We start from the raw sequence: 22,640 nt of genomic DNA, 5'->3' as shown, positions 1-22,640 counted from the left end.
TTGGCAAGGCGGGTGGGGCGGCATAAGGAGGATGTGCGCAATGACCCATTCGATGACCAAGACACCACTGCTGGATACGGTTGCCGGACCGGCTGATTTGAAACGGCTGAACGATGCGGAGTTGGGGCAGTTGGCCCATGAGCTGCGCGCCGATGTGATTGATGCGGTCAGCCGGACGGGCGGGCATCTGGGGTCGTCCCTTGGCGTCGTGGAGTTGACGGTGGGCATTCACGCCGTCTTTGACACGCCGCGCGACAAGCTGATCTGGGATGTGGGCCATCAATGTTACCCCCACAAGATCCTGACGGGGCGGCGGCATCGCATGGGCACCTTGCGCCAGAAGGATGGGTTGAGCGGGTTCACCAAGCGGGCCGAGAGTGATTTCGATCCTTTTGGAGCGGCCCATTCTTCGACCTCGATTTCGGCGGCTCTTGGTTTCACTGTGGGCCGCGATATGGGGATGCCAACCGGTGACGCGGTGGCTGTGATTGGCGATGGGTCGATCAGCGCGGGCATGGCCTACGAGGCGTTGAACAATGCGGGTCACGAGGGGCGTCGGCTGTTCGTGATCCTCAACGATAATGAGATGTCGATTGCGCCGCCCACCGGGGCCATGAGTACATACCTGTCGAACCTCTCTCGCAACTCGCCCTTTGCCCCTTTGCACGCGATCGCCGAGGGTATGGAGGCGGCCTTGCCCAAACCCATGCGCGACGGCGCCCGCCGTGCGCGCGAGATGGTGACGGGGGTAGAAAGCCGGGGTACGTTCTTCGAAGAGCTGGGGTTTGACTATATCGGACCGATTGATGGCCATGATATGGAGCAGGTGCTGGGTGTCCTGCGTGCAGCACGCACGCGCGCCACGGGGCCCGTTCTGATCCACGCCTGCACGGTCAAGGGCAAGGGCTACGCTCCCGCCGAAGGGTCGGCGGACAAGTACCATGGTGTCAGCAAGTTCGATGTTGAGACGGGCCAGCAATCCAAGGGCAAGAGCAACGCGCCATCCTATACCTCGGTCTTTGGTGAGACCTTGGCCGATCTGGCGTCGAAGGACCCGTCCATTGTGGCTGTGACTGCCGCCATGCCGTCGGGCACCGGTGTCAACAAAATGGCCGACCGCTTCCCGGCCCGCGTCTTTGACGTGGGCATTGCCGAACAGCACGGCGTGACCTTTGCTGCCGGGATGGCAGCGTCGGGACTCAAGCCGTTCTGCGCGATCTATTCGACCTTTTTACAGCGCGGCTATGACCAGGTGGTGCATGACGTTGTGCTGCAGAGGCTTCCCGTGCGCTTCGCCATCGACCGGGCAGGACTGGTCGGTGCCGATGGCGCGACCCATGCCGGGTCGTTCGACATCGGGTATCTCGCGTCGCTGCCGGGCATCGTCGTGATGGCTGCGGCGGATGAGGCGGAACTGGTCCACATGGTCACAACCGCCGCCGCCCATAACAGCGGCCCCATCGCTTTCCGCTACCCGCGGGGCAATGGGCGCGGGGTCGAAATGCCGGAACAGGGTGAGGTGCTTGAGATCGGTAAGGGCCGGATGATCCAAGAGGGCGAAGACGTTGCGCTCCTGTCTCTTGGCACGCATCTGGACGCATGCGAACGCGCGGCGGCACGGTTGGAGGCCGAAGGGTTGTCGGTGTCTATCGCCGATGCCCGCTTTGCCAAGCCACTCGACATGGAACTGATCCGCGATCTTGCGGCGCGGCATGAGTTGCTGGTCACCGTTGAACAGGGCGCCGTGGGCGGCTTTGGCGCGATGGTGCTGCAGGCGATGGCAGCCGAAGGGCTGCTGGATCAGGGGCTGAAGGTGCGCACGATGCATCTACCAGACCGCTTCATTGATCAGGCGAACCCGGATGAGATGTATGCGGATGCGGGCCTCACAGCCGACGATATTGCCAACACCATACGCCAAGCCATGCGCTCGGCAGAGACAAACGTGGTTGATCTGATCGCAGGCGAATAGCGCGCCGCCGTCACATTTGGCGAGGTGGTCTCTTCTTCCCTGTTTCAAAAAATCCCCGCCGGAGGCTCCGACATCTGATGTGGGAGCCTCCGGCGGTCGTATTTTCAGTCAGAAGAAACACGCGCGCGTGCGTTGGCGGCTTGGGCTGGAAGCCCTGACTTCTCGTAGACATCGGCCAGCATCGTGTTCAGCGGTACGCCGTCCGGGTCGAAGGTGCGGCGCATTTCGAGAACTTGCTGCGCCTGTGATGTGCGGCCCGCGCTGATCAGCGCGTCGAGGTGGATCTGTTCAAAGAGGTCCCGTTGGGCGTGGCTGCCCCCGCATTCAGCGAGGCGGGGCAGGGCTTTGCCCAGGAAACGGATGCAGTCTTCATGATCCTCGGCCGCGTGAGCGGCGATGCCGTGGGCGGCCCACAGGGCCACATCGCGCCAGACGGGCCAGTCGTGTTTCGTCTCGTCTTCGGCGCGGGCTTCGATGGCTTTGAGGAGGTCTTCGCCCTCGGGCCGCTGGGTGCGCCCGAGGGCGTAGAGGTATTGCAGCGTCAGGAAAGGGCTGGTTGTGTCTGCGCCCCGTTTCGCAATGTGGTCCGCCACGTCCTGCCAGCGATCGCCCACGTTGATGCCCGCAAACTCGATGCGCGCCAGCAGGGACACGGCGCCCACCTGGTCTTGGCTGTAGTCCCTGTTCTGGTTCCAAACGTGGGTGTCATAGGCCGCAAGCAGGTCATCGGTGCGCCCGGCGGAGATGTAGAACAGCGCTAGGTGCCACCAGTTGTGGCTGTGCATGAAGCTGTTGAGGTCGGCCCAATGGTGCGCGACGGATTCCAGGAACGCAGTGCCCTCGGCCACCTGCCCACGTGTGAGGTAGATGTGTGCGAGCGCATGGTGCGCCCAGGGTTCGCTGTCGTCGAGCGTGAGCGCGTGCCGCGCGGCGGCGTCTGCATCGTCGAGCAGGTGGCACTCCTCGAACCCGAAGGCGAGCATGCCGTGGGCGTAAGCGATGTCCGCCGCCTGTGGCTGTGCCTTTTGTGCGATACGCAGCATTGCGGGGAAGTCGCCGATGTTGAACGTGTGGTACTGCCCCAGTTTCAGCATGACCATGTCGCGGGGGTAGGCGCTGACGGTTGCTTCGCACAGTTCGATGAGTTTGGGGATGTCACCCGTGACGAACAGGCGGGCGGCTTCGACGGCTGCGTCCTCGCGAGGCGTGAGGTCTGTGGCGGCGAGCGCGTTGTCGAGGAAGGGCTGGGCGAGAGCGGGGGCCGCGGGCGCTTCGAGCAGCATGTAGAGGATCGCGGCGTAGGCGTTGGCGAGGCCGCTTGAGGGGTCAGCCTTGGCCGCCTTGAGGATGTTCACCGCCTTGGTCTGGAAGCTGATGAAGCCGTGGACGAAGTCGTCGATCCCTTGTCGGGTCGTGTCGTTTTCGCAGGTGATTGGCAGGCTGTAGAGGTCTTGCATGATGCCCCTTTCAGATCGGGTGTTTGGCTGCGTAGGCGCGTAGCAGGTCTGCGACCTGGTCGGGCGCGTCCCAGTGGATCGAGTGCCCGGCCCCTTCAAGGATATGGTGCGGCAGGTGGCTGAGGACCGCAAGGATGTGGTCCGGTGGTACGATGAGGTCAAGCGTTCCGATCAGAACTTGGGTAGGACAGTTGGGGTTGGCGAGGGCCGTCCCGTCGAATCCGCGCAGGGCGGTGAGCTGGTGTTCCATGGCGTCTGCGGATTGCGCGTGGGGGTAGGCGAGGCTGTCGGCCACCGCCTGATCCACGGCTGATGGGTTGTTGTAGACGCGGGGGTTGAAGAGCCAAGGGAAGAGGGCGCGTAGCCATGTGTCTTCGGGCGCGTTGCTGCGGCGGATCGCGATGAGCGTCGCGAAGAGCGCTGTGTTGCGGGGCAGACGCACAGGGGCCGAGGCTGCGATATGGGTCGAGGCCATGCGCTCGTGCGCCTCTTGCGCCATGTGCAGGGCGATGATCCCGCCCATGGAGTGTCCGATGGTGTGGTAACGGTCGTGGCCGAGGTGGGACATTAGCGCCAGCGCGTCTTTGCACATCAGGTCAATGCTGACCGGTGCGTTCCACGGTGTCGTCTGCCCAGTGGTGCGGTTGTCGGGGGTTATGCAGGTGAAATGGTCCTGCAGCAGCGGGATCAGGGGCGTCCAGCTGGCGTGGTCCGACATGAAGCCCGCCAGCATCAGAAGCGGCGGCCCGTTGCCGGTCACCTCGTAGTGGAGGTTTATGTCGCCCGTCTCAAGTTTTGGCATTGAGCTGGCTCCAGGTTGGTAGCAGGTCATTTGGGGCGGGTGTTGCCGCATACACACCGCGCGCGATGGCGCGGCTGAGGCAGAGCGCGGCGGCGTGGCCGATCAGGGCCAGGTCCTGCGGTGATGTCATGGGCTTGGCGCTGGTAGAGACGCTGAAGACGAGGTCCCCGTCACCAGGGCTGTGCGCCGGGACGCAGGCCCGGGCGATGCCGTCATGGGCCGCGATGGCGACCCGCTGGCATTGGGCCTTGTCCAGTGTGGCGTCGGTTGCGACGATGGCGATGGTGGTGTTGGCGCGTTCCATCATCGCTGTGAGCTTGCGGCTGTCGGTGCTGCGTCCCAGCCCGCCGTTCGGATCGGGGCCAAGGCCGCCGAATTCGCCATCGATCTCAAAGGGAGCGGCCCAGAAGTGTCTGTCCCCGGGCGTGGTCACGCTGCCCATGGGATTGGCGGCCACAAGTGCGCCAACCGTAATACCGCTGTCGAGGGTGAGGGAGGCGGTGCCCAGCCCGCCCTTCATCATCGCGGTCATGGCACCGGTGCCTGCGCCCACGGTGCCGATCGGTGTGCTTTCGGTTGCCGCGTCGAGTGCGGCGCGGCCTAGTGCAGGGTAGGGTGTGTCGGTCCAGCTTTGATCACCGCCGGACAAAAGGTCAAAGATGATGGCGCCTGGCACAAGAGGGATGATCGCGTTGCCTACGCGGTAGCCGCGCCCTTGGGCTCTTAGGCCTGCCACCACGCCGGAACAGGCGTCGAGCCCGTAAGCAGAGCCGCCAGACAGCACCAGCGCATCTACCTGTGCTACGGACTTGTCGGGGGCTAGAAGGTCTGTTTCCCGAGTCCCCGGTGCGCCGCCTTGCACCGCGACCGAGGCGGTGAAGGGTGTGTCTGCCGTAAGCACCGTTACGCCGGATTTGAGGGTGTCGTCCTGCGCGTGGCCGACCTTGAGCCCGGCAATGTCGGTGATCGCATTTTGCGGGCCTGGGGTCATTTGGATTTTGTGCCTCCGGCGGGAGTTTTCTTGGCAAGATGAAGGTGGATCAGATACGCGGTTTGGGCGCCGCAGTGGCGGGATCGCCGGTATTGGGCACGCCTTTGGGTTCGATCAGAAGCACCTTGCATTCCGCGTCTGCCCGCGGGCGGTGTGTCACGCCTTTGGGCACGATGAAAAGCTCACCGGCTTTGACCGCGTGGCTTTCGTTTTCGAGGTCCATGACCATTTCGCCGTTGAGCACCAGAAAGAAATCGTCGGTGTCCTCGTGCAGATGGAAGGGGAATTCGCCCTGGAATTTGACCACCATCACATCGTTCTCGTTGTAGTCGGCAATGACATGCGGATCCCAGTGGGTCGAGAATTGTGAGAGCTTGGTGTTGAGGTTGATGGGCTGCATGGCGGTCTCCTGTCTGGGCGCTATCATGCCCGAACGGTCGGCATCTACAAGGGTGTCGATATGGTCTGTGGATGCGCGATCATGGGCAAAATCAAGCCCCATGTCGTGTCTTGTCGGGGTCCCAGGGGCGCGAAGCCCAGCTTGGTATAGACTGCTATGGCCCGTCCGTTTTGAGGATGCGGATCGGTTGCTATCACCGGCGCACCAGCATCAAAGAGGCTGCGCATGTGCTGGCCAATGAACGCGGACCCGTGGCCGATCCCGACCATGTCTGGTTCGCCGATGAACTGGTCGATACCCCGCGATCCCTTTGGAAGACCGGCGAAGTGATGATCTTCCCAGCCATGAACCGTGTAATCCTGAATGAAAGCGAAGGAACGGTTGTTGGTTGAAACGATCCAGCGCCTGACCAGTGGGTTGTCCAAGTCGGCTGCTTCATAGGGCGTATCCGTGTCCCACCACGCGCTTACATGCCGGTTTGACTGCCAATCCTTCAAAAGAGCGAGGTCATCCAGCGTCGCTGTGCGGAACGTGTAGCGGGAGGGCGTTGTCATGTGATCGCCTTGGTTATTCCGGCTCTGATGTCCCGGCGGCTCAGATGCAACGCCCGCCATCCACCTCCATGGCGACGCCCGTGATCATTGAGGCCGAGTCGGAGCATAGGAAGGTGGCCGCCGCCCCCATGTCCTGCGGTGTGGAGAAGCGCCCCAAGGGAATGGTCGACAGGAACTTCTCGCGCGTCTCTGGTGTGTCTTCGCCCATGAAGGATTTGAGCAACGGTGTTTCGCCCGCCACCGGGTTGATCGCGTTCACGCGGACACCGTGCGGGGCGAGTTCCACCGCCATCGCCTTGGTCGCGGTGATCATCCAACCCTTGGAGGCGTTGTACCAGTTCAGCCGGGGCCGGGGGCTGACCCCGGCGGTGGAGGCCACGTTGAGGATTGCGCCGGCCTGCCGCGCCTTGAAGTGGGGCACGAGGTGACGGGCGGTGAGGTACACGGATTTTGCATTCACGGCGAGAACGCGATCGAACTCCTCTTCGGTGACATCCTCCATCGCTTGGGGCAGGTGAGTGATCCCTGCGTTGTTCACCAGAATGTCGATATGACCAAAGGTCGACAGGGCGTGCTTGGCCAGAGACGCGACCGAAGCGGCGTTCGATACGTCGACCTGTGCGGCCACACCATCAATGTCGCTTGCGATGGCTTCGGCCCCATCGGCGTTGATGTCCGCCACCAAGACCCGCGCCCCTTCGCTGGCAAAGGCGCGGGCGATCCCCTCGCCGAAGCCGCTTGCGCCGCCGGTGACGATGGCTGTTTTGCCCTTTAGCTGCATTTGGAAATCCCCCCCGTTTTCATGTGCATGATGTGCGGCCTGTTGGCCGACGCAACCTGTTATGCCGTGGCCCGTCCGCCGGATTGATCAAAACAGAAGCCGGTGGTGAAGCTGGCCTCGTCCGAGGCGAGCCAGCAGGCCATGCTGGCGATTTCGTCCACCGTTCCGAAGCGGCCCATCGGGATCTTGGATTGCATGAAGTCGATGTGCTCCTGCGTCATCTGGTCGAAAATGGCGGTGCGTACTGCGGCGGGCGCGATGGCGTTGCAGGTGACGCCGCTGGTGGCCAATTCCTTGCCCAACGATTTGGTCAGGCCGATCACGCCTGCCTTGGAGGCGGAGTAGGCCGGGGCGTTCGGATTCCCTCTTTTCCCGCGATGGAGGCGATATTGATGATCCGGCCCCAGCCTTTGCCGCGCATGATCGGGGCGGCGGCGCGGTTGCAGTAAAAGACGGCGTTGAGGTTCAGGTCATGCACGCGCAGCCAGTCGTCGATCGGGTAGTCCCATGTGGTTGTGTTCGGCCCTGTGATCCCGGCGGAACAAACCAAGATGTCTGGCTGGGCTTGCGTCATGGCGTCGGCCACGGCGGTTGCGTCCGTGACGTCGATCTGCCGGGTGCTCATGTCGAATGCCGCGAGCGCTTCGGCATTGATGTCCCAGATCTCAACATCGCCGCCCTCTGCCGCTATGCGTTCCGCGATGCCGCGGCCAAGGCCCGCAGCCCCGCCGGTGATAACAGCCTTGCGGCCCTGAAAGCGGTTTTCGAAGATCATGCGGCGGCCTTTCTAAGCGGCAAGCGGTGGACGTGACGCAGACGGCCGTCACCTGCAGTGGTCGATTTTTCATGTGCGAACCCGAGCCGTTCCCAGAACGCGCGGCCACGGGGATTGTCATCAAGCACGGCGATGCGCAGACATTGGGCGGCGTCCGCCTTTGCCTGCTCAATCACATGCTGGGCCATTTGCGTGCCCAAACCAGCACCCCGCGCCGCTTGGTCGAGCAGGAGGAGACCGAGGTACCAGTCATCGGGGTCATAGTACCCCTTGAGGCAGGTCGCGACGCCGTCGAGTGAGCCGTTTGCTTGCGAGTGTCCCCAGCACCAAATCTGGTTCGGCGGGACCGATGGCGGCGCCTCGGTCATTTCGCTTTCGACATAGGCGAGGTCAGGCGACTGGCCCCGTTCCAGCATGACATAGTCGCTGGCGCGGTGGCACAGGTCCAGGATGCGCGGGCCATCGTCTGGCCAAGTGAGCGGGATAATCTCAGCCATGATGTGCGGCGACGGTTTTGAGGGTCGAGAAGCCGTAGAGCGCCTCAAAACCCTTTTCGCGCCCATGCCCCGATTTGCCCACCCCGCCGAAGGGCAGTTCCACCCCGCCGCCTGCGCCGTAGTTGTTGATAAAGACCTGGCCCGCGTGCAGCGCCTTGGCCAGTCGCATCTGGCGCGCGCCGTCGCGGGTCCAGACGCTGGCCACGAGGCCGTAGTCGGTGCTGTTCGCGATGCGCAATGCGTCCTCTTCGGTGTCGAAGGGGATCAGGACCTGCACGGGGCCGAAGATCTCTTCCCGCGCCAGCGTGTGGTCTGGGGGTACATCGGCAAAGAGCGTTGGCAGGACATAGGCGCCGGTGTTGGGGGCGTCTTGTAGCCGTCCTTGTGCTGCGATGGTGAGGTCCGCGCCTTGGTCGAGGAAGCCTTGGACGATCTCCTTCTGCCTCGTCGAGATCAGGGGGCCGACGCGCAGGTCTGACAGGGCTGGGCCGACAGTTAGGTCTTCGTAGGCTTTGGACATACGGTGGCGTATATCATCGTAAATGTCGAGCTGGACCAGGATGCGGGACGAGGCGGAGCAGGTTTGTCCAGCATTCTGGATGCCTGCGTTCACGAGGAAGGGCAGGGCCGCATCGAGGTCGGCGTCGTCAAAGACAAGCTGCGGGGATTTGCCGCCGAGTTCCAGTGTTACCGGCACCACGTTGGCCCCTGCCGCCTGCTGGACCAGCGCCCCTGTTCCAACCGAGCCTGTGAAACTGATATGCTGCACGCCGGGATGCGCGGCGAGAGCTGCGCCCGCCTCGGCCCCCAGTCCCGGTACGACGTTCAATGCGCCATCGGGTAGCCCGGCCTCTTGGCAGATGTGAGCGAAGGCGAGGGCGGTCAGGCACGCTTCCTCTGCCGGTTTGAGGACACAGGCGTTGCCCATGGCGAGGGCGGCCCCAACGCTGCGTCCAATGATCTGCATGGGGTAATTCCATGGCACGATATGGCCTGTGACGCCGTGCGGTTCGCGTAAGGTATAGACCGTGTAGCCGTCGAGATAGGGGATCGTCTCGCCCATCACCTTGTCTGCGGCACCACCGTAGAATTCCATATACCGCGCCAGAGCCGTGGCATCGGCGCGCGCCTGGGTCAGTGGTTTGCCGACGTCCAAGGCTTCGAGTGTTGCAAGTTCATCGACGCGGTCCAGCACGCGGCGCCCGATCTCGGTCAGGATACGCCCCCGTTCGGTGGCGGTCATGCGCCCCCAATCGCCTGCGCGTGCGGCGTGGGCGGCGCTGACCGCCGCGTAGATGTCGTCTGCCGTGCCGCGTGCGATGCGTGCGAGATCGCTGCCGTCGGAAGGGTTAATGAGGGGCAGCGTCCCCGTGGCAGCGCGCCAGGTGCCTCCGATCAGTATGAGGGAGGGGTCGAACCAAAGGGCGTCTGTCATGGGGTGTTCCGGTACGTGAAGGTATAGCTGTGAGCCTGAGATGGTGTCAGGGCGGGGCCCTGTGCAAGGTCTGTGATCCCGGGTGTTGTTTTCAGCAGTCGGTCCCAAAAGCGAGCGGTGCCCGGCAGCGCGCTTGCAACGCCAATACGCCATGGGCCGAGATGTTGCCGCAGGCATAGGGTGGCTGCATGGGTGCCGGTGCCTGCGTTTCGAGCGGACGGTACGATGCAGAACTCGGATATCTCGTGATGGCCATCTTCACATCTGCGGATCAGGGCGAATCCGCAGCGTTTGTCGTTGACGAGGATGGCATAGGCTGCGCGGTCTGCGTCCGTCCACCAGATATCGAAGCGGTCCTGTGCCAGTTGTCCGAAACCCGGGACCAGTTCGTTGAAGTAGGGTTCTGCGACGTGAAGTAGCCACGGCGTGTCCGCGCTGGACAGCGGGGTGAGTGCAACCTGCATCACGCCGCTCCCGGCAGGGTTGGGGCCGCCTCGATCAGCGTTTGGGTATAGGGGTGAGCGGGCTGCGTGAACACCTGCTCGGTCTCGCCTGCCTCGACGATCTGGCCCTTTTTCATCACCAGAACCCGGTCTGTGATTGTGCGTACGACGCTCAGGTCATGGCTGATGAACAGATAGGTCAGGTCGTATTGGCGGCAGAGATCAGCGATCAGGTCGAGGATTTGCGCGCGCACCGAGACGTCGAGAGCACTCACAGCCTCGTCAAAGATCACCAGCTCCGGGCGGATTATGAGTGCCCGCGCGATGGCGAGGCGTTGGCGCTGCCCGCCTGAGAACTGGTGCGGGTATTTCTGTGCATCCTCGGGCGACAGGCCCACATCGGTGAGGGCCGCGGCGATACGGGCTTCGCGATCGTCCGGCGTGGTGTCCAGCAGATGAAAGGGTTCCGAGATCAGGCGCGCAACGCGGTGGCGCGGGTTGAAGCTGCCGTAGGGGTCCTGGAACACCACCTGCATCTTGCGCCGCACAGAAGGGTCGGTGACCGGGGTGCCATCAAGTGTGATGGTGCCCCTTTGTACCGGCTCAAGCCCAAGAATGGCGCGGGTCAATGTCGATTTTCCGCAGCCCGACTCGCCGACCAATCCGACCCTTTCGCCCCTTTTTATGTCGAAGCTGATATCATCCACTGCACGATGTGTCCCCGCGGGGACAAAGAGGCGGGTGCGGGGCAGTGTGTAGTCGCGCACGACATTTTGCACCCTTAACAGCGGGGCCTGTTTTTGGGTTTGCGGCAGATCGACTTGGTGGTCAGAGGCTGCGAGAAGGGCTTGGGTGTAAGGGTGTTGCGGGTTGGCGAGTAAGGCTGGCGTGTCGCCCGCCTCGACCACTTCACCATGGTGCATCACGGTGATCCGGTCGGCCATTTCGGCCACGACGGCGAGGTCGTGGGTGATCATCAGGAGGCCCATGCCATCATCGGCGGCAAGCTGTTTCAGCAGGTCGAGGATTTGCGCCTGTGTGGTGACATCAAGCGCTGTGGTCGGTTCGTCGGCGATCAGCAACTTGGGTCTGCAGGCGATGGCGATGGCTATGACGACGCGCTGGCGCTGGCCGCCTGACAGCTCGTGCGGGTAGCGGGTGAGGGGGATGGCGTCGAGGCCGACACGGTCCAGCACCTCCCGTGCCTGCATCTTCGGGTCGAGGTCCGGGCGGTGCAAGCGCACTGTCTCGCCCACTTGTGCGCCGATGGTCTGCACCGGGTTGAGCGCGGTCATCGGCTCTTGAAACACCATGCCGACGAGGTCGCCGCGCAGGGTGCACAGCGTACTTTCATCCAGCGCGAGCATGTCATTGCCGTCGAGTGTGATGTTACCGGTTGCGACCGCGGCGGAGGGCAGAAGTTGCATCACGGCAAGGGCTGTCATGGATTTGCCGGAACCGCTTTCACCGGTTACCGCCACGACTTCGCCCGGTGCCAGCGTCAGCGACACGTCCCGCAGGATCGGTGTGCCTGCGATTGATAGCGACAGGTTCTGGACGTCCAGCAGGCTCATACTCTTGCCACCCTGAGCTTGGGATCAAGCGCGTCGCGCAGCCCGTCGCCGAGCAGGTTGAGGCCCAGAACAGTAAGGATGATCGCGAAGCCCGGCACCAGTGCCATGTGGGGTGCGATGCTGACCAGCGTCTGCGCGTCTGCCAGCATGCGGCCCCAGCTTGGCGTCGGTGGCTGCGCGCCAAGGCCCACATAGGACAGCGCTGCTTCGGCCAAAATGCCGAGGCTGAACTGGATTGTAGCCTGTACGATCAGCAGGTTCGCGATGTTGGGCAGGATGTGTTCGATGCTGATCCGTGCCGCGCCCTTGCCTGCCACACGGGCGGCCAGGATGAACTCACGCGCCCAGAGGGGCAGGGCGCCACCTCGCGTGACGCGGGCGAAGACAGGGATGTTGAAGATGCCGATGGCGACGATAGCGTTGATGGCCCCAGCACCGAAGATCGCCGTGATCAGGATGGCGATGACGAGGCTGGGGAAGGCAAAGATCAGGTCGTTGCCGCGCATGATCACCTCGTCCACCCAGCCGCCTTGCCGCGCGGCGGCCCAGAGGCCGAGCGGCACGCCGAGCCCGATGCCGATGCCCACTGCCACGCAGGCGACTGCAATGGACGTGCGTGCGCCCACCATGATCATCGAGAACAGGTCGCGCCCGAAGTGATCGGTGCCGAACCAGTGCTTGCTGTTCGGTGTTTGCAGTTTTTCGGGGATGTTCATCGCGCTGTGGTCGAAGGGTGTCCAGACAAAGGACAGCAATGCTGCGATGACCATGAGGGCGGATAGGATGCCGCCGAGGATCAGCGTTCGGTTCATGCGCGCGCCCTTAGCCTTGGGTCCACGGCGGCATAGGCGAGGTCGACGAGGAAGTTCACCGTGATCACTGCAAAGACGAGAAGCATCGTGACCGACTCCACGACGATGAGGTCGCGGGCAGAGATGCTTTGGAAAATGAGCCGCCCGAGGCCGGGCAGGTAGAACACCTGTTCGATGATGATGCCTCCTGCCAGCAGGAACGAGAATTGTAGGCCGAGGATTGTCAGCACGGGGATCATCGCGTTGCGCAATCCGTGGCGGCGCAGCGCCGCGCCGCGGCTTAATCCCTTGGCCCGGGCGGTGCGCATGAAGTCCTCATCCAGCACGTCGAGCAGCGATGACCGCATCACCCGTGCGAGGATGGCGGCTTGCGGCAGGGCGAGCGCGATGGCGGGCAGGGTGAGGGATTTCATCGCGGCGAAAAACCCCTTGTCCCAGCCCGCGAAACCGCCCGCGCTGAACCAGCGCAGGTTGATGGCAAAGATCAGCACTAGGATCATCGCGAACCAGAAATTCGGGATGGCGACGCCTATTTGTGTGGCGCCCATCACGCCGACATCGCTTGCTTTCCCCCGGCGCGAGGCGGCGTAGATGCCCGCCGGAAATGCAATGAGCGTCGACAGTGTCAGGGCATAGAGTGCGAGTGGTAGCGACACCCAAAGCCGGTCGGCAATCATCTCGGACACGGGCGTACGGTATTGGTATGAGGTGCCGAAATCGCCCTGAAGCATCCCGCCGACCCACGCGAGATAGCGTTGCCATTTCGGCTGATCGAGGCCCAACTCAGCACGCAGGGCGGCCAGCGTATCTTCGGCTGCGTTGATGCCCAGCATGAAGGAGGCGGGATCGCCCGGTGCCACCTCGATCACCGTAAAGATGACCAGCGACGCGATGGCGAGGCTGATGATGAGCGACAGGAGCCGTTTGAGGGTGTAGCGCAGCATGTAGCCACGACGTTAGGCGGGCGGGTCTGTGCAGGCAAGCACGTCCGTCAGAGCGCCGAGGTCGCGGGCGATGGTGGCCATGGCAAGTCCCCGGATCGTGGCGATGTAGCACTCCTGCGACCAGCCGCAGGTTTGGGTCAGGTTCTCCCAATTGCGGACCGAGAGCAGCGTCCAGAGCAGGTCGGTGGCTTGTTCGATGTCGGTGTCTGGGGGCAGAGAGCCGTCCTCCGCCAGCGCTTGGATGGCAGCCGCGCAGCCTTCGCGCATGTCCTGCATGCGGGTGTTCCAGGCTGCCGCCGCCTCGGCATCCGTGTCCGTTACCGCCATGATGGCCCGCGCCACGCCGTAGATCTTGGGGATGTAGTTCCCCCAAGCGGTGACAAAGGCGTCGAGCCGTTCGGCCCCGGAGCGTGCGCCGCGGCTGGGGGCGAGTGCGGCGTCCACTTGGTTTTGCCGGTCCTGATAGCGCGTTGCGGCGACCAGCAGGTCGGTGCGGCTGGGGAAATGCAGGTAGACCGCTTGCCGACTGATCCCTGTCGCCCGCGCAATGTCAGACATCGTGGGCAGCTTGGCGCCGGGGGCTTCCAGCAGCTCCAGCGTGGCGCGCAAAATTTTGGTCGGGGTGTCGATCACTTCACTTGACATGATGTCAAGAAGCACATAGTTGACACGCTGTCAATTGACACTGTGTCAAGCAAGCGATGGAGTTTTCGAAATGACCAAACGTGTTTTCATCTGGGTGGCGCATCCCAAGGCCGGATCGCTGAACGCTGCACTGGCCGAGCGCTATGCTAAAGGCGCCCGCGCCAAGGGGGCGGATGTGCGGATCATGCACCTGTCGGACATGGCGCCCGAGGCTGGTTACAGCGAGGGGCAGGATCTTTCGCCCGACATCCAGGTCTGGCAGGACAACATTAGCTGGGCCGATCACGTGATGATCGTACACCCCTACTGGTGGGGCGCGATGCCCGCGCAGGCCAAGGCCGTGATGGACGCGGGCCTGCAATCGGGATTTGCCTACAAGTACCATGACCGGGGCCTCGGTTGGGACAAGCTGCTGGATGGGCGGACGGGCGATGCGATTATCACGGCGGACACGCCGACCTGGCTCGACACTCTGATTTATCGCAGCCCGGGGCGTCGTGTGATGCGCAATCAGGTGATGAAGTTCGTGGGCGTCAAACCTCGGAATGTCGTGATGTTCGGATCCGTGAAACTCGCCAAACCGGAAAAGATCGACCGCTGGTTGTCGCGGGCAGAGACGATGGGTGCCGCCGCGGCTTGATCCCCCTCGTTTTGAACGGCGGGCCGCCTATCTATGGGCGATGTTGCCCCGCCCGCTGTTCATCGGATCGGAGATCTATCGTGGATCGTCCTATGGCCCGTGGCACCCGCTGAGGGTGCCGCGGGTGTCGACCGTGATTGATCTGAGCCGGGCCATGGGCTGGCTGCCGCGCGACGCCTATGTGCCCAGCCCGCGTGCGAAGCCCGACACGCTGACGATCTGGCACACGCCGGACTATATTGCAGCGCTTCACGCGGCTGAGGCGGCACAGGCCGTAACCGCCGATGTCAGGTCGCGGCACGCGCTTGGCACTTCGAACAACCCCGTTTTTCCGGAAATGTACCGGCGCCCAGCGACTGCGGCAGGTGGGTCGCTGCTGGCTGGGGAACTTCTGGCGGATGGCGGCATTGTCTACCACCCGGCCGGGGGTACGCATCATGCGATGCCGGATCGGGCAGGGGGGTTTTGTTACCTCAACGATCCCGTTCTGGCGATCCTGTCCCTGCGCCGCAACGGGGCGCAGCGGGTGGCCTACGTGGATATAGACGCGCATCACCCCGACGGAGTCGAGTTGGCCTTTGCCGATGATCCGGACGTGCTGATGATCTCGGTCCACGAGGACGGGCTTTGGCCGCGTACAGGGCCGCTTGAGGCGACTGATACGCTGGTGAACCTGCCCGTTCCGCGTGGTTTGAACGATGACGAGATGGCGTTGATCCGCGATGATGTGATCTTGCTCCGTGTTTCGGCCTTCAAGCCCGACGCCATCGTCCTGCAATGCGGTGCGGATGCGGTGGAGGAAGACCCGCAGGCGCATTTGTCCCTGTCAAACAACGCCCATTGGGCTGTCGTGCAAGCGCTGATCGGGATGGCACCGCGCCTGTTGGTGTTGGGCGGTGGCGGATACAACCCATGGTCAGTCGGACGGCTTTGGACGGGGGTTTGGGCCACGTTGAGTGGCTATGAGATCCCGGATCGTGTCGAATATGCGGGCGAAGAGGTGCTGCGCGCGCTGCGCTTTGACGGCAACCGGCGCGGCAAGAACCCGCCGGAGCATTGGTTCACAAACCTGCGCGACGCACCACGCAACGGACCTATCCGGGACGAGGTACGCGACAAGATCCTTCATCTTGCCAGATAAACTCTGGGGGGAGGCGCAGCCGGGGGGCTGGCCCCCCTCTCACCTATCCGCCGTAGTCCGTGTCGCTGACCTGTTCGAGCCATGTTGCAGCCGCGCCGTCTTCAGCCTCCTGCATGGCGATGTGTGACATGGCAGTGTCCGGTCCCGCGCCATGCCAGTGTTCGACCCCCGGCGGGATCCATACGGTGTCACCTGCGCGGATTATCTGCGGTGTCTCGCCGCGCAGGCAGATTAGGCCTGTGCCTTGTGTGACATGAAGTGTCTGACCCAACCGGTGCGTGTGCCAGGCGGTGCGGGCACCCGGCGCGAAGTGGACCAAGAGGGCCTGTAGCCGGGCGGGTGCTTCGGTTGAGATGATCGGGCCCTGCCAGACGTCGCCTGTGAAATAGTCTGGGTTGGCGCGTAAGCTGGCACGGCTGCCTGCGGGATGGATGATCATTGGGTGTCCTCTGACATTGGCGCGATGGACTTTGAATTCCCCGAACGGCTCCTTGGCGGATCGGTCCTTCGGGGAGGATTTTTTAAAACAGGGAAGCGGGGACCTTGCGCTTATTCGGCCCAGCTTACGCCTGTGAGGTCTGTCGCCTGTGTTGGCATGTTGGTCCAGAGGCCCTGAAGCTCTGCCTTGGCCACCGCCAGCTGCGCGAGCTGGAACAGGTAGCCATTGACTGCGTCGTTGGCGATCATTTCCTGCGCCTTGGCCATCAGGTTGGTGCGCGTATCAGGGTCGGTGGTGCTGTTGAGCGTCGCGATCAGTTCCTGGAAGGCGGGGTTGTCGTATTGGAAGTAGTAGTCGGGGTTTGCGTAGATCCCGATGTCCATTGGCTCGGTGTGGCTGACGATGGTCAGGCCGAAGTTCTTGCCTCGGAACACGGTTTCGAGCCATTGGGCCCATTCGACATTGATGATCTCGGCCCTGATCCCGACCTCGGCCAATTGGGCGGCGATGATCTCACCCCCGCGGCGGGCGTAGGAGGGCGGCGGCAGATGCAGAGTGGTCTCGAACCCGTCGGCCATGCCTGCTTCGGCCAGCAGGGCGCGCGCTTTTTCCGGGTCGTAGGCGGAACCACCTGTGAAATCGACATAAGCCGGGTTGTGCGGTGCGAAATGGGTGCCGATGGGTGTGCCGTAGCCAAACATGGCTCCGTCGATGATCGCCTGCCGGTCGATGGCGTGGGCCACCGCCTGCCGCACGCGCAGGTCGTCGAAGGGGGCCACCGCATTGTTGGTGGACAGGATCGTTTCGCCTTCGGTTGACCCGATCAGGACCTGAAAACGCGGGTCAGCTTCGAACTGAGGCAGGTTCTCGGGCGCCGGGAAGCCGATGAAGGCGTCCACATCCTCGGCCATCACGGCAGCAAAGGCCGCGGTCGGGTCTGAGATGAATTTGAACGTGGCTTCTGTTAGGGCGGGGGCGTCCCCCCAGTAGCTGTCATATTGACTGATCCGGATGCTGTCGCCCTGGGTCCAGTTGTCGAATTTGAAGGGGCCCGTGCCGATCGGCTGCTGTTTGATGGTCTCGATGCTATCGGGGGCCACGATCACCGCATCGCCCCAGGCGAGGTTGAAGAGCAGGTTGCCGTTGGGTTCCGACAGCGTCATCTGCACAGTTTGCGGGTCTACAATCTCGACCGTGCTGATGGCGGCATAGAGCGCTTTCTGTGCGTTGGCGCTGTCTTCGGCGAGGATGCGGTCGAAGGTGAACTTGACGTCTTCGGCATCCATGGTGGTGCCGTCGTGGAATGTCACACCGTCGCGCAGGGTGAAGGTGTAGGTCAGTCCATCATCCGAGATTTCCCAGCTTTCGGCGAGGCCTGGCACGACCGATCCGTCGCCCATGAAGCGGGTGAGCCCCTCGAACACGTTGGAATAGAGCACCGAGTCGATGGCGCCAGCTGCCGCTGAGGTCGGGTCGAGATGCGGGGGTTCGAGCTGGATCGCCACGGTGATGTCGGTCTTGGCCCACGCGCTTGAGGCTAAAGCGATGGCGGCGGTGGTCATCAGCAGTCGGTGGAACATGGCGGTCTCCCCTGTCGGTCCGGTTCAAAGACAGCTTTCCCGCAAACGTGGCGTCGCGCAAGTCTGGTGCGCCTTTTGTTCAGTGGCGCAGAGGGCGGAAGGCTGGTATCTGCGCCCACGAAACGACCAGCGAAAGGCCCGAAGATGAGCGCCACCGCCCGCAAGACCGCCCCTTTGCCCGACGACATTCGCGCCATGAAGGGCGGCACGCCCATTGTCAGTTTGACCGCCTACACAACACCAATGGCGCAGATGATGGATGCCCATTGCGATTTTGTTCTGGTTGGCGACAGCGTTGGCATGGTGCTGCATGGTTTGCCGTCGACCCTGGGGGTGACGATGGAGATGATGGTGATGCACGGGCAGGCCGTCGCGCGGGGGCTGTCGTCGGCGATGATGGTGATCGACATGCCTTTTGGCTCGTACGAGCAAGGCCCCGAACAGGCGTTCCGGAATGCAGCCCGCCTGATGGCAGAGACGAGTGCGGGGGCGGTGAAGCTGGAAGGGGGCGTGGCGATGGCCGACACCATCGCGTTCCTTGTGGCGCGGGGTATTCCGGTGATGGCGCATGTGGGCCTGACCCCGCAATCCATCAACACGCTGGGCGGCTACAAGGTACAGGGCCGGGGTGACGCAGGGGCTGCGCTGAAGGCGGATGCAGAGGCCGTTGCGGCGGCCGGAGCCTTTGCCGTGGTGTTGGAGAAGGTGCCGGAAAGGCTTGCCAACGACATCACCGAAGCCGTCGAGATTCCGACCATCGGTATCGGTGCGTCCGCAGGCTGCGACGGCCAGATCCTCGTGGTGGATGACATGTTGGGCCTGTTCACTGCCTTCAAGGCCAAGTTCGTGAAGCGTTATGCGGAACTGGGCAAAGTCGGTGAAGCAGCCATCGGCGCCTATGCTGAGGACGTGCGCGCGCGTCGTTTTCCCGGGCCGGAGCATGTCTTTGCAGACGTCGTTCCGGGAGCCAAGGCATGACTGCGCCAATTGTGCGTACCTTGGCCGAGTTGCGACAGATGACGCGCGGTTGGCAGAGGGCGGGCGAAACGATTGGCGTGGTGCCGACCATGGGTGCGCTGCATGACGGGCACCTGAGCCTCGTGGCGCGTGCCAAGGAGATGAGCGACCGGGTGATCGTGACCATCTTTGTGAACCCCAAGCAGTTCAACAATCCCGAGGACCTCGCGAATTATCCCCGGACCGAGCACGAGGACGCGCGCAAGCTGGAGCGCTTTGCTGTCGATGCGATTTACGTGCCTGACGGTGCGCAGATGTACCCGGACGGCTTTGCCACCACTGTAAGCGTTGATGGCTTGACCAACGTGCTGTGCGGGGCGCATCGGCCCGGTCATTTTGATGGGGTCGCCACGATTGTCACGAAACTCTTTACCCAAACCTCCGCCGATCTGGCGTTTTTCGGGGAGAAGGATTTTCAGCAATTGCAGGTCGTCCGGCGGTTGGCGCGTGATTTGGACCTCGGGGTTAAGGTGGTGGGCTGCCCGACCATCCGGGAGATTGATGGGCTGGCCATGTCATCACGCAACCTGCTGTTGTCGGATCAGGCGCGCAGCCGTGCGTCGGCGCTGAACGAGGTCATGGAAGACATGGTTGATCAGTTGGGGCAGGGGGCATCTATGGCTGATCTGCTGCCAAATGCCGAGGCGCGTCTGGCCGCGGCGGGGTTCGGCGACATCGACTATCTGGAGATGCGGACAAACGATACGTTCAGCTTGATTGAACGGGCGGGCACACCGGCGCGATTGTTTGCCGCCGTTTACATGGCGGGGGTGCGGTTGATCGACAATATCGACGTGCCTTTGGCCAGGTAAACGGAGTTTGACGCAAACTCCGTGGGCTTTCTGACGCAGAAAGCCGCAGTTGGGACCGGAAATCGCGCCGATTTCCAGCGGGTCTTTGCGTCAAAGACCGCTACAGCTTGCCCAACGGCACCTTGAGCGCCATGTCGCCCGCATCATCGCGCGGGATCTCGCCCGCCCGCATGTTCACCTGCAATGCTGGAATGATCAGGCTTGGCATTGCGAGCTGCGCGTCCCGTTCGGTTCGGAACTTGATGAAATCCGCGCGTGATTTGCCTCCGCCTACATGGATGTTGTTTTCCCGTTCTTCGGCCACCGTGGTTTCCCATGCAATAGCCCGCCCGCCGGGACCATAGTCGTGGCAAATAAACAGGCGCATCGCGTCGGGCAGGGACAGAACGCGCATAATGCTGTCATAAAGCTGGCCCGCATCGCCGCCGGGGAAATCCGCACGGGCGGAGCCGCCGTCCGGCATGAATAGCGTATCGCCGACAAAGGCTGCATCGCCCATCACATGCACCATGCAGGCCGGTGTATGGCCGGGTGTGTGGATGGCAAAACAGGTCATTGCGCCAACTTCGTAGGTGTCGCCATCTTTGAAAAGCGCATCGAATTGCGAGCCATCCCGCTGGAATTCGGTGCCTTCGTTGAACACCTTTCCAAAGGTGTCCTGCACTTCGGTGATTTTGGCACCGATGCCGATTTTGCCGCCAAGGGCGTCCTGTATGTATGGCGCACCGGACAGGTGATCGGCGTGGACGTGGGTTTCAATGATCCAGTCGAGTTGCAGGTCATTGGCGCGGATATGGGCTATGATCCTGTCCGCGCCGTCGAAATTCAAAGCACCTGCGGCATAGTCAATGTCCATCACGGCGTCGATTACTGCACAGGCCCGTCCGTTGGGCTCCTGCACAACATACGAGATGGTGTTGGATCGTTCATCAAAGAACGGTGTTACAATCGGATGGCAGGTCATGTCTGGTGTCACGTCTTGTCCTCCTTCTCTACCGGCCCTCCTTGCGCTTCCCAGGTTGAAAACCCTTCGCGCAGATGTGCCGCATCAAATCCCATGTCTTGTAATGTGGCGACGGTGAGGGCCGATCGCCAGCCGGAGGCGCAGTGAAACAGGTAGGTCTTGTCTGGCTGACCGAACACGTCCTTGAAGTACGGGCTGTCGGGGTCCACCCAGAACTCGATCATGCCGCGTGGGGCGTGTACCGATCCGGGGATGTAGCCGCTGCGCTGACGTTCGCGTATGTCGCGGATATCGACGATAACCACGTCGGCGTCATTGACCATTTTGATGGCGTCTGTGGTCTCAACTTCCCTTATGCGGGCGCGCGCATCTGCGACCATTTGGGCGGCAGTTGTCTTCAGGGCCATGTGCGTCTCCGTATTGCGGGCAAAACTGTGCCAGCGGATGACGCTCTCGGCAAGGTTTCTGTGCCCGTGCGAGCTGTGCTTAAAACCCACTGATTATGGGCCAAGGCGCTGCGGGTGACGGTTGTTGCCTTTGCACGGACCTAGATTTGTACCCGTTTCTGACATTTTCACGGGTGAAAATGCCTGTACGGTTGTTACGAGTTGGCCGTCAAAGAGTCGCTGATCAACGCGCGTAGGTGAGGTCGGTGGGCCAGCATCGATCTTCCAATCGAGGTCCAGTTCGGCACGACATATGTCGATGCTGGCGTTCGTCTCTTAAGGCGCACCTCTCTGGTGTCTGCTACCCCGCCGCCATCTGTGCGGGGATCAGTTTGACCAGCGGTGATGCGTCGTTCAGGGCACGCAGCACTTTCGCACTGTCGCGCATGGCCTTTGCATCCACGTCTGGGCCGAAGGGGCCGGTTTCAAAGATGGACCGGTCCCGGATCAGCGTACGCGGCAGATCCTTGAGTTGCACAAGCGTGTTGCTCGCGTCCAGTTCAGCGGCCATCAACTCGTTTATACGATCCTCGACCTTGTTGCCTGGATCACGGTGAACAACACGCTGGCCTTCCTGCGAATACTGCTTGGAGACATTGCGCGGGTAGTCGGGCGACCCCGGCAGCGCTGGAATTGCGGAGGATGTCGTCGTGTAGACAGGGATCGCATCCTTCCGGGTATGGTGGCTGAATGTCGTGACTTCCAAACGATCAAATTGCATCAGGTAGTCGAGAAACAACGCCAACTCAAAGCGGCGGCGCATCGTTGCCAGCGTTGCTTCGTCGATGGTCGGCGGGCGTTTGAGGAACGGGTGCTTGTCCAGATCGTCGGCAAATGCTTCGAGAATATCTTTGTGCCCATCGCTGGCAATCGCTGCCTCAATCTGCGTTTCAAGATAGGCGTAGGAATCTTTTACATATGCCGTCATCGCCCGCAGCAGGGAGCTGGGGTTGCCTGTTTCAATCTCAAGCCCGGGTACATCCGTGGTCATCCGTGTCGCTTGCTTTGCGCTTTGCTTGCGCACGTAACTGGCGACCTCGGACCGCACAGGCGCCCAGATGGCTTTCACCACGGTGCGATTGGACAGCTGGGTGGTTGCAGAGTGCAGGGCCCCCCCTTGCGAGACGGCCCATTGCACGGCCTTCGACGTGGCAACACCCGATGAGGCAACACGTGCTGAATAGGTTGCCATGGTCCTACCAACGGCGGTTCCTGCAAGTGCTGTGACGGCGCTGCCCGCAGCGATGGGCGCGGCGGCGACGGCGGCCACAATCAGCACGGTCATCGCCAGTTCCATCTTCAGATCGTCGGCGGTCTTTTGTTCATCCAGCTTTTTGTTGAATGCATTAAACGCATCTGAATAAGCGCCGGCAACGCCTTGAAACACATGTCCGTAGTAGTCTGACTTGATCGAACCGAGCCGTCGCGCGTGCGCTTCAAGCCTCGTCTTTGCATCGGTGGCCATGGTAGGGCGTCCCTCTTTTCGCTGACAAAATGGAGTTTGGGCAGAAAAGGTGGG

General features: G+C 62.5%; 23 protein-coding genes and 1 pseudogene. 5 read left to right on the top strand and 19 right to left on the bottom strand.

Annotation, left to right across the window (positions count from 1 at the left end):
* The first annotated feature begins 40 nt into the window (after nucleotides 1–40).
* The gene (gene dxs / locus RA29_RS18810; protein ID WP_039688888.1) at nucleotides 41–1,972 is read left to right on the top strand and encodes a 1-deoxy-D-xylulose-5-phosphate synthase; all 1,932 of its coding nucleotides are present in this window, start codon (nucleotides 41–43) and stop codon (nucleotides 1,970–1,972) included.
* Nucleotides 1,973–2,076: 104 nt separating this feature from the next.
* Here dxs and RA29_RS18805 read toward each other — a convergent pair whose 3' ends face one another.
* From RA29_RS18805 to RA29_RS18740, 14 genes and pseudogenes are all read right to left on the bottom strand, one after another.
* Nucleotides 2,077–3,429 carry a tetratricopeptide repeat protein gene (locus tag RA29_RS18805; protein ID WP_039688886.1) on the bottom strand — a complete coding sequence of 451 codons (1,353 nt, stop codon included), beginning with the start codon at nucleotides 3,427–3,429 and terminating at the stop codon, nucleotides 2,077–2,079.
* Between the two features lie 10 nt (nucleotides 3,430–3,439).
* Complete coding sequence (locus RA29_RS18800; protein ID WP_039688885.1) at nucleotides 3,440–4,231, bottom strand: alpha/beta fold hydrolase; 792 nt, start codon at nucleotides 4,229–4,231, stop codon at nucleotides 3,440–3,442.
* Nucleotides 4,218–5,222, bottom strand: a complete 1,005-nt coding sequence (locus RA29_RS18795; RefSeq protein WP_039688883.1) for a P1 family peptidase — start codon at nucleotides 5,220–5,222, stop codon at nucleotides 4,218–4,220. Before RA29_RS18795 ends, RA29_RS18800 begins: the two co-directional genes overlap by 14 nt.
* A gap of 49 nt (nucleotides 5,223–5,271) precedes the next feature.
* Nucleotides 5,272–5,622, bottom strand: a complete 351-nt coding sequence (locus tag RA29_RS18790) for a cupin domain-containing protein (protein ID WP_039688968.1) — start codon at nucleotides 5,620–5,622, stop codon at nucleotides 5,272–5,274.
* 44 nt (nucleotides 5,623–5,666) lie between these two features.
* A complete protein-coding gene (locus RA29_RS22585; RefSeq protein ID WP_082029619.1) occupies nucleotides 5,667–6,176 on the bottom strand; it encodes a GNAT family N-acetyltransferase in 510 nt (169 codons plus the stop codon).
* A 40-nt stretch (nucleotides 6,177–6,216) separates the two neighbouring features.
* Entirely contained in the window at nucleotides 6,217–6,957 is a 741-nt protein-coding gene (locus RA29_RS18780) for an SDR family oxidoreductase (RefSeq protein WP_039688879.1), read from the bottom strand.
* 59 nt (nucleotides 6,958–7,016) lie between these two features.
* Nucleotides 7,017–7,732, bottom strand: a pseudogene (locus RA29_RS18775) (SDR family NAD(P)-dependent oxidoreductase).
* The gene (locus tag RA29_RS22100) at nucleotides 7,729–8,229 is read right to left on the bottom strand and encodes a GNAT family N-acetyltransferase (RefSeq protein WP_052249784.1); all 501 of its coding nucleotides are present in this window, start codon (nucleotides 8,227–8,229) and stop codon (nucleotides 7,729–7,731) included. The pseudogene RA29_RS18775 and the gene RA29_RS22100 overlap by 4 nt, the downstream one beginning before the upstream one ends.
* Entirely contained in the window at nucleotides 8,222–9,664 is a 1,443-nt protein-coding gene (locus tag RA29_RS18765) for an aldehyde dehydrogenase family protein (RefSeq protein WP_039688877.1), read from the bottom strand. The genes RA29_RS22100 and RA29_RS18765 overlap by 8 nt, the downstream gene beginning before the upstream one ends.
* Nucleotides 9,661–10,128, bottom strand: coding sequence for a GNAT family N-acetyltransferase (locus RA29_RS22095; RefSeq protein ID WP_052249783.1), 468 nt, complete (start codon nucleotides 10,126–10,128; stop codon nucleotides 9,661–9,663). The genes RA29_RS18765 and RA29_RS22095 overlap by 4 nt, the downstream gene beginning before the upstream one ends.
* Nucleotides 10,128–11,681, bottom strand: a complete 1,554-nt coding sequence (locus RA29_RS18755; RefSeq protein WP_039688875.1) for a dipeptide ABC transporter ATP-binding protein — start codon at nucleotides 11,679–11,681, stop codon at nucleotides 10,128–10,130. Before RA29_RS18755 ends, RA29_RS22095 begins: the two co-directional genes overlap by 1 nt.
* Nucleotides 11,678–12,493, bottom strand: a complete 816-nt coding sequence (locus tag RA29_RS18750; protein WP_039688873.1) for an ABC transporter permease — start codon at nucleotides 12,491–12,493, stop codon at nucleotides 11,678–11,680. The genes RA29_RS18755 and RA29_RS18750 overlap by 4 nt, the downstream gene beginning before the upstream one ends.
* Complete coding sequence (locus tag RA29_RS18745) at nucleotides 12,490–13,437, bottom strand: ABC transporter permease (RefSeq protein WP_039688871.1); 948 nt, start codon at nucleotides 13,435–13,437, stop codon at nucleotides 12,490–12,492. The genes RA29_RS18750 and RA29_RS18745 overlap by 4 nt, the downstream gene beginning before the upstream one ends.
* Before the next feature lie 12 nt (nucleotides 13,438–13,449).
* On the bottom strand, nucleotides 13,450–14,082 hold the full coding sequence (locus RA29_RS18740) for a TetR/AcrR family transcriptional regulator (protein WP_052249786.1): 633 nt from the start codon (nucleotides 14,080–14,082) through the stop codon (nucleotides 13,450–13,452).
* Between the two features lie 70 nt (nucleotides 14,083–14,152).
* On the opposite strand from RA29_RS18740, the gene RA29_RS18735 reads away from it, so the two are divergent.
* Entirely contained in the window at nucleotides 14,153–14,722 is a 570-nt protein-coding gene (locus tag RA29_RS18735) for an NAD(P)H-dependent oxidoreductase (RefSeq protein ID WP_039688869.1), read from the top strand.
* A 40-nt stretch (nucleotides 14,723–14,762) separates the two neighbouring features.
* Nucleotides 14,763–15,863 carry an acetoin utilization protein AcuC gene (locus RA29_RS18730; RefSeq protein WP_039688867.1) on the top strand — a complete coding sequence of 367 codons (1,101 nt, stop codon included), beginning with the start codon at nucleotides 14,763–14,765 and terminating at the stop codon, nucleotides 15,861–15,863.
* Between the two features lie 43 nt (nucleotides 15,864–15,906).
* On the opposite strand, the gene RA29_RS18725 is transcribed toward RA29_RS18730, so the two are convergent.
* A complete protein-coding gene (locus RA29_RS18725) occupies nucleotides 15,907–16,302 on the bottom strand; it encodes a cupin domain-containing protein (protein ID WP_039688865.1) in 396 nt (131 codons plus the stop codon).
* 110 nt (nucleotides 16,303–16,412) lie between these two features.
* Nucleotides 16,413–17,864 carry an ABC transporter substrate-binding protein gene (locus tag RA29_RS18720; protein ID WP_241462654.1) on the bottom strand — a complete coding sequence of 484 codons (1,452 nt, stop codon included), beginning with the start codon at nucleotides 17,862–17,864 and terminating at the stop codon, nucleotides 16,413–16,415.
* A gap of 162 nt (nucleotides 17,865–18,026) precedes the next feature.
* Between RA29_RS18720 and panB the strand changes: the two genes are divergently transcribed.
* Together panB and panC are read left to right on the top strand one after the other, a co-directional pair.
* A complete protein-coding gene (gene panB / locus RA29_RS18715; protein WP_039688862.1) occupies nucleotides 18,027–18,860 on the top strand; it encodes a 3-methyl-2-oxobutanoate hydroxymethyltransferase in 834 nt (277 codons plus the stop codon).
* Entirely contained in the window at nucleotides 18,857–19,711 is an 855-nt protein-coding gene (gene panC, locus RA29_RS18710) for a pantoate--beta-alanine ligase (RefSeq protein WP_039688859.1), read from the top strand. Before panB ends, panC begins: the two co-directional genes overlap by 4 nt.
* A 100-nt stretch (nucleotides 19,712–19,811) precedes the next feature.
* Here the strand turns inward: panC and RA29_RS18705 are convergent, their stop codons facing one another.
* The 3 genes from RA29_RS18705 to RA29_RS18695 all read right to left on the bottom strand — a co-directional run bounded on the left by RA29_RS18705 (nucleotide 19,812) and on the right by RA29_RS18695 (nucleotide 22,586).
* Nucleotides 19,812–20,675, bottom strand: coding sequence for an MBL fold metallo-hydrolase (locus tag RA29_RS18705; protein ID WP_039688858.1), 864 nt, complete (start codon nucleotides 20,673–20,675; stop codon nucleotides 19,812–19,814).
* 8 nt (nucleotides 20,676–20,683) lie between these two features.
* On the bottom strand, nucleotides 20,684–21,082 hold the full coding sequence (locus RA29_RS18700) for a rhodanese-like domain-containing protein (RefSeq protein ID WP_039688856.1): 399 nt from the start codon (nucleotides 21,080–21,082) through the stop codon (nucleotides 20,684–20,686).
* A 340-nt stretch (nucleotides 21,083–21,422) separates the two neighbouring features.
* Nucleotides 21,423–22,586 carry a hypothetical protein gene (locus RA29_RS18695; protein WP_039688854.1) on the bottom strand — a complete coding sequence of 388 codons (1,164 nt, stop codon included), beginning with the start codon at nucleotides 22,584–22,586 and terminating at the stop codon, nucleotides 21,423–21,425.
* Nucleotides 22,587–22,640 lie beyond the last annotated feature (54 nt).

Origin of the sequence: Tateyamaria sp. ANG-S1, assembly GCF_000814025.1 — a bacterium.
Classification (GTDB): Bacteria; Pseudomonadota; Alphaproteobacteria; order Rhodobacterales; family Rhodobacteraceae; genus Tateyamaria.
This window is presented reverse-complemented; position numbering and strand designations above follow the sequence as displayed.

Coding starts and splice junctions, on each gene's coding strand:
- RA29_RS18800 (WP_039688885.1), bottom strand. CDS start 4,231: ATGCCAAAACTTGAGACGGGCGACATAAACCTCCACTACGAGGTGACC.
- RA29_RS18705 (WP_039688858.1), bottom strand. CDS start 20,675: ATGACCTGCCATCCGATTGTAACACCGTTCTTTGATGAACGATCCAAC.
- RA29_RS22095 (WP_052249783.1), bottom strand. CDS start 10,128: ATGCAGGTTGCACTCACCCCGCTGTCCAGCGCGGACACGCCGTGGCTA.
- RA29_RS22100 (WP_052249784.1), bottom strand. CDS start 8,229: ATGGCTGAGATTATCCCGCTCACTTGGCCAGACGATGGCCCGCGCATC.
- RA29_RS18740 (WP_052249786.1), bottom strand. CDS start 14,082: ATGTCAAGTGAAGTGATCGACACCCCGACCAAAATTTTGCGCGCCACG.
- RA29_RS18750 (WP_039688873.1), bottom strand. CDS start 12,493: ATGAACCGAACGCTGATCCTCGGCGGCATCCTATCCGCCCTCATGGTC.
- RA29_RS18700 (WP_039688856.1), bottom strand. CDS start 21,082: ATGGCCCTGAAGACAACTGCCGCCCAAATGGTCGCAGATGCGCGCGCC.
- RA29_RS18725 (WP_039688865.1), bottom strand. CDS start 16,302: ATGATCATCCATCCCGCAGGCAGCCGTGCCAGCTTACGCGCCAACCCA.
- RA29_RS18735 (WP_039688869.1), top strand. CDS start 14,153: ATGACCAAACGTGTTTTCATCTGGGTGGCGCATCCCAAGGCCGGATCG.
- RA29_RS18695 (WP_039688854.1), bottom strand. CDS start 22,586: ATGGCCACCGATGCAAAGACGAGGCTTGAAGCGCACGCGCGACGGCTC.
- RA29_RS18805 (WP_039688886.1), bottom strand. CDS start 3,429: ATGCAAGACCTCTACAGCCTGCCAATCACCTGCGAAAACGACACGACC.
- panC (WP_039688859.1), top strand. CDS start 18,857: ATGACTGCGCCAATTGTGCGTACCTTGGCCGAGTTGCGACAGATGACG.
- RA29_RS18765 (WP_039688877.1), bottom strand. CDS start 9,664: ATGACAGACGCCCTTTGGTTCGACCCCTCCCTCATACTGATCGGAGGC.
- RA29_RS18720 (WP_241462654.1), bottom strand. CDS start 17,864: ATGACCACCGCCGCCATCGCTTTAGCCTCAAGCGCGTGGGCCAAGACC.
- RA29_RS22585 (WP_082029619.1), bottom strand. CDS start 6,176: ATGACAACGCCCTCCCGCTACACGTTCCGCACAGCGACGCTGGATGAC.
- dxs (WP_039688888.1), top strand. CDS start 41: ATGACCCATTCGATGACCAAGACACCACTGCTGGATACGGTTGCCGGA.
- RA29_RS18795 (WP_039688883.1), bottom strand. CDS start 5,222: ATGACCCCAGGCCCGCAAAATGCGATCACCGACATTGCCGGGCTCAAG.
- RA29_RS18755 (WP_039688875.1), bottom strand. CDS start 11,681: ATGAGCCTGCTGGACGTCCAGAACCTGTCGCTATCAATCGCAGGCACA.
- RA29_RS18730 (WP_039688867.1), top strand. CDS start 14,763: ATGTTGCCCCGCCCGCTGTTCATCGGATCGGAGATCTATCGTGGATCG.
- RA29_RS18790 (WP_039688968.1), bottom strand. CDS start 5,622: ATGCAGCCCATCAACCTCAACACCAAGCTCTCACAATTCTCGACCCAC.
- panB (WP_039688862.1), top strand. CDS start 18,027: ATGAGCGCCACCGCCCGCAAGACCGCCCCTTTGCCCGACGACATTCGC.
- RA29_RS18745 (WP_039688871.1), bottom strand. CDS start 13,437: ATGCTGCGCTACACCCTCAAACGGCTCCTGTCGCTCATCATCAGCCTC.
- RA29_RS18780 (WP_039688879.1), bottom strand. CDS start 6,957: ATGCAGCTAAAGGGCAAAACAGCCATCGTCACCGGCGGCGCAAGCGGC.